Consider the following 9,218-nt stretch of genomic DNA (forward strand, 5'->3'; position numbering starts at 1 on the left):
TTGCAAAACGTCACTTCAGCCACCGTGATGCCGCGATCAATTGCTGCCTGCAAATCGACGTGATCCGACCCAATGCCGGCTGTCAGCGCGAGCTTGAGCTTTGGCGCGCGGGCAATCCGCTCGGCGGTCAGATACGCCGGCCAGAACGGCTGCGAAATGACGATCTCCGCATCTTCCAGTTCACGCTCGAACGTGGAGTTGGGGCCGTCCTTGTCGGACGTGACAACCAGGGTATGTCCCTGCGATTCGAGGAACTTGCGCAAGCCTAGTTCACCGGACACGCTGCCCAGCAATTCGCCCGGCTTGAAGTCGATTGCCTTCGGTGTCGGGGCGCTTTGTCCGTCGTGATACTTCGTGATGGCGGGCACGTCGTCCCGGGCGTACTTCTTCGGCATACCGTCGACGGGGTCGTCATATAAAACGCATAGAACCTTGGCCATGACTGTCTCACTCCACTCTGATTTGGATAACACCGGCGCCGATGTCCCGGCACCGCCTTGGTCGTTACGTGGGGCTGGCACGTCGACGCAGGACAGTGTCGCGAAGCATGCGCGGACGGTCCAATCGTTTGGATGGATCAGCTGATAAGCCGTTCTTATGAGGGCATGCAAGCGCACGCAGAATACTGCGGATGTTCCGCCTTAGATGGTGACCGGGTCCTGCGAAACGCGGGCCGCCTCGGGCAGCAATGCGTCAAACTCGCGTTGCAGATCAAGTTGCTCGGCCGCTTTCCATATGGCGGCAACGAGGGGCGGCAGCGTATTGCGATTGCGCGCGATAAGACCGATGCCGCGCGTCAACTCCGGCAAGAGAAGTGATGCACGCACACCGCTGCCCGCGGGCAGGACGCTTAGAAGGCTATGCGGAAACACGCTGAACAAGCCAGCATGCTGGACGTGCGCATAGAGAGACAGAAGCGAGTCGGTTTCGAGAACGACGGTAGGCTGGACGCTCTCGCGTCGAAACGCAGCATTGATCACTTGCCGGTTCTGCATGGTGGCGGTCAACAGACCGAGCGGCAATTCATTCGCGCTGCCCCATTGCACCGTGCCTGCGTCGAACCTCTCGCCCGCGCCCGGGGGTGACAAGAGCAGGTAGCGTTCGAAATAGAGCGGCAATACGCTGAACCCCGCCTGCACCTGCTCGTCGAGATACGTCAGGCCAACGTCGAGTTCGTGCTCGTCCAGTTGACGCAGGATCGCATCAGAACTGAGCGAGCGGACCTCGTAGTGCATATGCGGATGCTCGCGCATGCACGGCGCAAGCATGCTGGCGGTCACCGGCATGACGGTTGGAATCGCGCCTATGCGAAGCGTCCCGATCAGGTTGACTTGCGCGGCGGACGCATCCTGCCGCATGTTCTGCAGGGACGCGAGCGTTTGCCTCGCCCAGCCAAGCACACGTTCGCCATCCTCCGTGAAGCCTACGAAGCGCCGTGTCCGCTCGACAATGACCAGCCCTAGTTCGGCCTCAAGCGTACGAATGGCCGACGACAGCGCGGGTTGGGAGACGTGACAGGCTTCAGCTGCTCGCGCGAAATGTTTTTCGCGCGCCAATGTGACGAGATACTCGAGTTGCCGAATGAACATTGCATCCTTTGTTAGCGTTTCTTCGTCGACACGACTCAGGCAAGCAGGTCCTCGTAGAACGAGCCGAACGGCCTTGTGGGATGAGCGAGCTGAATCTCCAGGATCCAGAGCCCGGCTTGCGGGTGCGGCTCGAAATTCCCCAGATTGCCGGCCTTGAAGATCGCGTGCGGGAAATCGCTCACGCGATGCCCTTTGATGTCGAGGTTCAGTTTCCATCCAAGCGCCGACGCACGCTCAGCCGCGTAGTCGTACAACGCCTTGCCGCCGGCGCCCGTCGTTCGCCAATGATGCTCGACCTCGTCAAAGACAGTCTTTGCCGCGTCCGCGCACGCTTTCATCTCCTCGTCTGCACCGACCACGAACGTCGCGCCTGCATCACCTTCATGCCCTTTCCAGACCACGCCAAGGTCGACAAAAAAGATGTCGTCGTCTTTGAGCCGGGGATCCGCCTCGGAACGTTGCTTGAACGTCCGCAAGGTGTTTTCACCGAACCGGATCAGGATGGGATGCCAGATCCGTTCCATCCCGAGCTCTTGCAGGACCCGCTTGCACTCGCTCACCGCTTCCGACTCAAGCATTCCGGGCTGAATCCGGGCCGCCACCTGTTCGACGACCTCCCACGTTTTGTCGCGCGCGTAATGCATCGATTCGAGAACGAACTTCTCGCCGACCGCTTGTTGTGCGGCATGTTGCACGGTATCGCTCACTCAATCTCTCCGGCTTCGTTATATTCTGATAAATATATCGATGGCCACCAGGAAAGTCCATTTTCGCGCCTTGAAGCAAACGGAAACGGCATGTTTTGGATCTCAGGGTACTCAGCCTGGAACCGCATGATCTGACCCGAGTTTCGCGCCCGTCACCGGTACGCCGGAAATCGGCGGCCTGACGATCTGCCAAGCGCTTGAAATCGTCCGCGGCTACCGTGGGCTGGATATCGTGGGATGCGACCTGGTGGAGATTTCACCGCCGTAGGACCCGTCCGGCAACACCGCGCTGGTCGGCGCGCACCTGCTGTATGAAATGCCGTGCGTGCTGCCGAAGGTGAAGAACCGGGCACAGGCTATTTCATTGGACTATTGATCCGCGGCCTGCCATGCACAACCGGCATGCCAATACCTGCGGTAAACGAGCGCGGGACCCGCTGAGCCATGTGTTTTGATCATGGCAGACATGACGATATATCAATTGTGATGGCTATTTTGCGATCCTAACATTTTCATGCACGGACCAATGCGAGCGGATACGACCGTTCGCCCGGCGCACAGGTCGGACATTTCACTTCACCATCCACGGAGTCGGCGATGAAAAAATTCAGCACGGGACGGCGGCAAGCCTTCAAGACGATCGGCGCAGCGCTCGCAGCGTCCGCGTTGCCGGCGCCGTTCCTCAATCTCAGGGCGCAGGAACACAATTTTTCGGGCAAGACGTTACGCCTGCTGACTTGGTCAGACGACACGGGAACAGCCGCGTTGCACAATATAGCGGCTACATTCATGGCAAAAACCGGCGCGAAGGTGATCGCAGACCGCGCGGACGGCACCTCCGGCATGGTCGCCAAGGTGAAGGCCGCGGGCGACCGTCCCACCTACGACGTGATCACGCTCGCGGGCGTAGGTGCCTCGGGTCTCGGCGATGCAGGCCTGCTCGTCAAGCCCGACCTCGACAAGCTGCCGAATCTCAAGGACGTTGCGGCGCGGTATCGAACCGGGGCAGACGGTTTTGGTGTCGGCTACCTGCTGTGGTCCGACGGCCTGATCTACAACACGTCGACCATCAAGACGCCGCCCGCGTCCTACGAAGCGCTGTGGGATCCCAAATATGCCGGCCGCATTTTCTTGCCACCGCCCGAGTTTGCCGAGGCGGTCGATCTGGCGATCATCGCTGCAAAAATGTCGGGCGGTTCGCAGCAGAACATCGATCCGGGCTTCAAGAAGCTTACGGAACTGAAGGACCGCGTGATGACGCTTGGCGAGAATCCGAATCAGGTCGCTGACCTGTTTCGTACGGGCTCGCTCGATATCGGCGGCATTTATTCTCCCGCGTTCTTTCCTGACCAGATCCGGAAACCCGAATACAAGATGGGCGTGACTTACGGCATGAAGGAAGGCTTTGCCACGCAGCTGATGTTCACGGTGATTCCGAAATCGCACCCTGGCGACCTCGACCTGATTCACGCGTTCATCAACCATTCGCTCGATGCCGGCGTGCAAGGCCGGATGGCCGCTGACGTGCTGAACGGCCCGGTGAATTCGAAGGCCGTCATTCCCGCCGAGAGCCTCAGGTTCGTGCCGAGCCCGCAGCAGATCGCGGAGAAGTCTGTACTGCACGACGACAAGTCGCTTGCCGTAGTACAGGCCGCGTGGATCAAGCGCTACACCGAGATTTTCTCGGCATGACCACGATGGCCGAACTCTCTTCGCAGCGCGCCGGACCGGGGGCGCCGGACCAGCCGGTTGCCTCCGCATCGGACACCGCCCTCGCCCGTGCACGGCCGTGGCTGCTGCTCGCCCCGATCCTCGCGTTTCTCGCGGTGCTCGCGGCGGCGGCCCTCGTGGTCCTGCGCATGAGCTTCGGTGCGCAGGGCGATGAGTGGCACGGGTTCACGCTGCAGAACTATGCGAACCTGGCCGATTCGTATTTTCTGAAGGCGCTGTGGCTCACGCTGCGGCTCGCGTTCCAGAGCATGGTGTGTGCGGTGCTGCTGGCGATTCCGGTCGCGCTTGCGATGGCGCGCACCGAGTCGCGGTTGGCGAGGCGCTTGCTTCTGGCAGGCGTGCTGTTGCCGCTGCTCGTCAATCTGTTGCTGCAGGGCTATGGCTGGCTCGTGATCCTTGGCCCGGCAGGGTTGCTCAATCACGCATTGCTCGCAAGCGGTGTGATCCAGCGTCCGATGCAATGGCTTTATCGTGAGCATGGCGTGCTGCTTGGTTTGATCCAGACCGCGTTTCCGCTTGCCGTGCTGCCTTTGTCGAGCGCCATGCGCGCCGTGTCGCTCTCATACGAAGAAGCCGCTGCAACGCTCGGCGCCACCCGCTGGCAGACGTTGCGTCACATCATGTTGCCGCTCGCGATGCCGGGGCTTGTTTCAGGCGCACTGCTCGTGTTCGCTTACAACGCAAGCGCGTTCGCGGTGCCGCTGCTGCTCGGTGGCCGTCGCGTGCCGATGCTCGCCGTGCTGGTGCACGACGAGGTCTCGCCGCTGCTGAACTGGCCGGCGGCATCCGCCTCCGGCGTGGTGCTGATGGTCGCCACGCTCACCGTCATGGCGATCTCGCAGAGTCTCGTGCGCCGCACCCAACGTCTCAAGGAGCCATCCGCATGAGCACCCCCTACAATCGTGCGCGTCTTCTGCCCGCGACCATGCCAGGCCGGCTCGGCAGGCCTGCGGCGCTACTCGCGGCCATTGTGCTGTTCCTTGCCGCCCTGCCAATCCTGACGATGATCCTGATGTCGTTCAGTGCTTCGGACACGCTGGAATTCCCGCCACCCGGTTACAGCCTGCAGTGGTATCGGGCGGCATGGCACAGCTTCGTCTCGCCAGATGCCAGCGACGTGCTTTCCATGGGCACCGCGCTGACGACAAGCCTGATCGTCGCGGTGTCGACGATGATCATCGCGACGCTGGTTTCGGTGCCCGCTGCGTATGCGTTGAGCCGCTACCGCTTTCGAGGCAAGTCGGCTGTCGAACAGCTCGTTGCGCTGCCGCTCGTCTATCCGCTGGTGATGCTCGGGCTGTCGCTGCTCTTGGTCTTCAACGTGCTGCCCGTGGAACTCGGCGTGTTCCGGCTCATTATTGCGCACGTGATTCTCGCGCTGCCGTTCACGGTGAAAAACTGCGCGGCCTCCGCGGCGTCGATCGGCCCTGAGTTCGAGGAAGCCGCCTGCGTGATGGGTGCGAGCCCGCGGCGCGCCATGTTCGATGTGGTATTGCCGCTGATGCGCCCCGGCATCCTGGCCGGCATGCTGTTCGCGTTCATCATCTCGTTCAACGAGTTCACGGTGACGTTCTTCCTGTACGGCATCAACACGATGACGCTGCCGGTGTGGCTCTACAGCCGCACGGTGTCGTCGCTCGACCCGACCGTGTTTTCGTTCGCGGTGGTAATCGTTGCTATCGACTTTGCGCTGATATGGCTGCTTGAAAAGTTGATTGGCGACGAAGGCGTTGCACTCTGAGCACGCAAGAATTAAAGGAATCCTCATGACTCATCTGACACTCCAGGCCGTGACCAAGCGCTTCAACGCCGCATACGCCGTCGACCGCGTCGACCTGAGCGTCCCGGACGGCAAGCTGGTCTGCTTTCTCGGCCCGTCCGGCTGCGGCAAGACGACCTTGCTGCGCATGATCGCGGGGCTCGAGACGCCGAGCTCCGGCAGCGTGACTTTCGCGGGCCGCGACATCACCCAGTTGCCGGCGAACCAGCGCGACTTCGGCATGGTGTTTCAGTCGCTGGCGTTGTTTCCGCATATGAGCGTCGCCGAAAATATCGCGTACCCGCTGCGGCTTCGGAAGATGGGTAAGGCGGCACAAGGGCGCCGCGTCGCCGAACTGCTCGAACTGATTCAGCTGCCGCACATGGCGAACCGCCCGGTCACGCAACTGTCCGGGGGACAGCGCCAGCGCGTGGCAATCGCGCGGGCGATTGCGTCGTCGCCGAAACTGTTGCTGCTCGACGAACCGCTCTCCGCACTCGACGCCAAGCTGCGAGAAGCGATGCAGGTCGAAATCCGCCTGCTGCAGCAGCGCCTTGGCATCACGACGATCATGGTCACGCACGACCAACGCGAAGCAATGACAATGGCCGACGAGATCGTTGTGATGGAAAAAGGCCGCATTGCGCAAGTCGGCAAGCCACTCGACATCTACCGGAACCCGGTCAGCGAGTTCGTCGCCGACTTCATCGGACTCGGCAACATCATTGCGGTCACGCATGACGGACGCGGCAGTGTGAAGCTGCCGGGCGGCCAGCAGATCGTCGTCGCTGATGGCGCATGGGTGCCGGATTCCACGGCGGACATCCGCCTGCTGATCCGCCCCGAAGACGTCTGCGTGAAGCACGTCTCAACCGACAGTGGTCCTAACCGCCTCGCCGGGACGGTCACGTTTATCCGTGATGTCGGCGCCACGCTGGAAGCGACGATCGACTGCGCCGGCTTTACGCTGACAGCCGCTACCACGCAGCGCGAAACGCCCGGACTCATGCTCGGCATGCCAGTGCTGGCCGAATTGCCCGCGCACGCGTGCAAGCTGATCGCAGCGCGTCCGTTTCATTGAGCCCGCTTCATTGAGCCTTCAATTCAGCCGCCCTCACCTGACCATGAGCAACCCGCCATGACCTATGTATTCGATCTCAGCGGCTTCGGCATCTAGTGGATAAAGACAACCTGAGCACGAAGCGTGACGTTCCCAAATACTGGACTCTGCAGCACACCTCTGATCTGACCCGCCCTTCAAAATAGTCGGACTAGTTAAGGGTATACATTGATTAATTGGTCAGGCCACTGTTCTAGCATGTCGATACGTCGTCATTCGACCGTGCGTGCGCTTGAGCATGCGAGTTTCACGGAGCGTAGCGACGCCCGGCACTGGCGCTTTCCCGGCCCGCGCCAACAAGTGAAATGAGTGTTCAAAAACTACGACACGGGAGATCAGACATGGCACAAGATCGGGAAGACCTGGGTGAAGTACAAGGCGTGCGGCGGGGATTGCTTCAAGGCGCTGGCCTGACTGCAGCGCTGGCAATGCTAGGCGGCGTGATCACACCGGCGCAAGCCGCGGAAGCCGCCCCGTTTCCGGCACACAAGCGCTGGAAGATCGTATTCGTTAATCACGTCACGACAAACCCTTTCTTCGTTCCCACGCAATACGGCATTCAGGATGCGTCCGCGTTGCTAGGTTTCGATTACCAATGGACCGGCTCGGCCAACGCTGATGTGGGCGAGATGGTCAACGCGGTGAACGCGGCCATTGCCGCGAAGGCCGACGCAATTGCGGTTCCTATCGTGGACCCCAAGGCATTTAATACGCCGATCCAGAAAGCGCTCGACGCAGGCATCCCGGTATTTGCGTACAACGCCGATGCCCCCAGCGGTAGTGCTAACCCGCGTCTCGCGTATATCGGCCAGGATCTGTATTTGTCGGGCTATCAGATGGGCGAGCGTATTGCCAGCCTGGTGGACAGCGGCCTTGTCGCCCTTTTTATCGCGACGCCCGGCCAACTCAACATCCAGCCGCGGCTTGACGGCGCAATCGATGCGATCAAGAAGTCGGGTAAGAAAATCGATACGCAAACCATTGCAACCGGAGCGACCGTCAACGAAGAGCTATCGAAGATCAAGTCGTTCTTCCTTGGGCACCAGGATCTGAAAGGCATGTTCGCCGTCGATGCAGGCAGCACGCAAGGCGTCGCCCAGGTCATGAAGGAGTCCAACCTGCCATCCAAGGGCGTGCATGGCGGTGGCTTCGATTTGTTGCCGCGCACCGTCGAACTGATCCACGACGGCTTCCTCGACTTCACGATCGATCAGCAACCTTACGTGCAGGGTTTTTACACCGTGCTTGAAGCGTTCATCTTCCTGTCCTCGGGCGGACTCGTCGGGCCGGCGAACATCAACACTGGCCTGAAGTTCGTCACCAAAGGCTCGGTCGACCCCTACCTGACAACCGAGACGCGGTATGAAGGCAAGAGCACGAAACCTCAGATCGTGCCGCGCACGGGTGCGATTAAAGGGTGACCGCTCCCGTGACGGATGCCACTCGGGCGAACCGGCGCCCAAGGTTATGGCCAGGCGCGCTGAAGCGATCCAGCGAGATCCGCATCCTTGCGGTCGCGCTGATCCTCAGCGCCTACTTCGAGACGGCCAACCACGACTTCCTGCTGACTAGCGCGAGCCTGGAAAACCTCTCGCAGTTCATCGCGCCGGTAGCCATCATTGCCTTTGGCGAAATCATGTTAATGATCGGTGGGGAGATCGATCTTTCCGCCGGCATGGTCTTCGCGTTTGCGCCTTTCATCATGCACTTCGCTGGCGAGGCAGGCGCGCCAGAATGGCTTGCCCTGCTGGCCGGCCTGCTGGCAGCAGGCGTGGTCGGCCTGATCAACGGCGCGGTGACGGTGTATCTGCGCATCCCCTCTTTCGTCACCACGCTCGGCACGCTGTTCTTCGTGAATGGATTGACGCTGACGCTCTCGCGAGGCACGCCGGTTTCACCCCATGAGGGCACGAGATTTTCGGCGTTCATGGGCGAGTGGGGATACAGCGAAATCATCTGGACGATTGCTATTGCCGCGGTCATGCATGTCTTGCTTCGCCATACCCGATGGGGCTTGCATACCATCGCGGCGGGCGCGAATCAGTTAGGCGCGAGCGAAGCGGGCATTCAGGTCAAGCGCCTGAAACTTGGCAACTTTGTGATTGCTGCGTTGCTTGCCGGTTTCACCGGCATCCTGGAGGGCTTCCGGATAACGTCTATCGATCCCCAGGCAGGCGGCAACCAGATCATGTTCCTCGCCGTCGCCGCTGCCGTGATTGGCGGCACGCCTCTCGCCGGCGGTTCGGGCACGATCATCGGCGGGCTGATTGGCGCGGCAGTCCTCGGGATCCTCAACGACGGTTTTACGCTCA

The 9,218-nt window shown here is 61.0% G+C and carries 8 protein-coding genes and 2 pseudogenes; 7 read left to right on the plus strand and 3 right to left on the minus strand.

Annotated elements, in window-relative coordinates:
- The 3 genes and pseudogenes from JWR14_RS12975 to JWR14_RS12985 all read right to left on the minus strand — a co-directional run.
- A pseudogene (locus JWR14_RS12975) lies at positions 1 to 440 on the minus strand (NAD-dependent formate dehydrogenase); the annotation flags it as partial.
- 201 nt (positions 441 to 641) lie between these two features.
- Entirely contained in the window at positions 642 to 1,589 is a 948-nt protein-coding gene (locus tag JWR14_RS12980) for a LysR family transcriptional regulator (protein WP_299706974.1), read from the minus strand.
- Between the two features lie 35 nt (positions 1,590 to 1,624).
- Positions 1,625 to 2,296, minus strand: coding sequence for a M24 family metallopeptidase (locus tag JWR14_RS12985; RefSeq protein WP_299706976.1), 672 nt, complete (start codon positions 2,294 to 2,296; stop codon positions 1,625 to 1,627).
- A gap of 133 nt (positions 2,297 to 2,429) precedes the next feature.
- Here JWR14_RS12985 and JWR14_RS12990 point away from each other — a divergent pair.
- The 7 genes and pseudogenes from JWR14_RS12990 to JWR14_RS13020 all read left to right on the plus strand — a co-directional run.
- A pseudogene (locus JWR14_RS12990) lies at positions 2,430 to 2,672 on the plus strand (arginase family protein); the annotation flags it as partial.
- A gap of 221 nt (positions 2,673 to 2,893) precedes the next feature.
- Entirely contained in the window at positions 2,894 to 3,988 is a 1,095-nt protein-coding gene (locus JWR14_RS12995) for an extracellular solute-binding protein (RefSeq protein WP_299706978.1), read from the plus strand.
- A complete protein-coding gene (locus JWR14_RS13000) occupies positions 3,985 to 4,914 on the plus strand; it encodes an ABC transporter permease (RefSeq protein WP_299706980.1) in 930 nt (309 codons plus the stop codon). The genes JWR14_RS12995 and JWR14_RS13000 overlap by 4 nt, the downstream gene beginning before the upstream one ends.
- The gene (locus JWR14_RS13005) at positions 4,911 to 5,768 is read left to right on the plus strand and encodes an ABC transporter permease (protein WP_299706983.1); all 858 of its coding nucleotides are present in this window, start codon (positions 4,911 to 4,913) and stop codon (positions 5,766 to 5,768) included. Before JWR14_RS13000 ends, JWR14_RS13005 begins: the two co-directional genes overlap by 4 nt.
- Before the next feature lie 25 nt (positions 5,769 to 5,793).
- A complete protein-coding gene (locus tag JWR14_RS13010) occupies positions 5,794 to 6,867 on the plus strand; it encodes an ABC transporter ATP-binding protein (protein WP_299706986.1) in 1,074 nt (357 codons plus the stop codon).
- 380 nt (positions 6,868 to 7,247) lie between these two features.
- Complete coding sequence (locus JWR14_RS13015; RefSeq protein WP_299706989.1) at positions 7,248 to 8,327, plus strand: sugar ABC transporter substrate-binding protein; 1,080 nt, start codon at positions 7,248 to 7,250, stop codon at positions 8,325 to 8,327.
- An 8-nt stretch (positions 8,328 to 8,335) separates the two neighbouring features.
- Positions 8,336 to 9,218 (plus strand): ABC transporter permease (locus tag JWR14_RS13020; protein WP_299706992.1); only part of this gene is annotated, 883 nt, incomplete at its 3' end.

This window comes from Caballeronia sp., from assembly GCF_028292365.1.
Classification (GTDB): domain Bacteria; phylum Pseudomonadota; class Gammaproteobacteria; order Burkholderiales; family Burkholderiaceae; genus Caballeronia.

Excerpts from the sequence above, each read along its gene's own strand:
- JWR14_RS12980 (WP_299706974.1), bottom strand. The coding sequence starts at position 1,589 with ATGTTCATTCGGCAACTCGAGTATCTCGTCACATTGGCGCGCGAAAAA.
- JWR14_RS12995 (WP_299706978.1), top strand. The coding sequence starts at position 2,894 with ATGAAAAAATTCAGCACGGGACGGCGGCAAGCCTTCAAGACGATCGGC.
- JWR14_RS13000 (WP_299706980.1), top strand. The coding sequence starts at position 3,985 with ATGACCACGATGGCCGAACTCTCTTCGCAGCGCGCCGGACCGGGGGCG.
- JWR14_RS13005 (WP_299706983.1), top strand. The coding sequence starts at position 4,911 with ATGAGCACCCCCTACAATCGTGCGCGTCTTCTGCCCGCGACCATGCCA.
- JWR14_RS13010 (WP_299706986.1), top strand. The coding sequence starts at position 5,794 with ATGACTCATCTGACACTCCAGGCCGTGACCAAGCGCTTCAACGCCGCA.
- JWR14_RS13015 (WP_299706989.1), top strand. The coding sequence starts at position 7,248 with ATGGCACAAGATCGGGAAGACCTGGGTGAAGTACAAGGCGTGCGGCGG.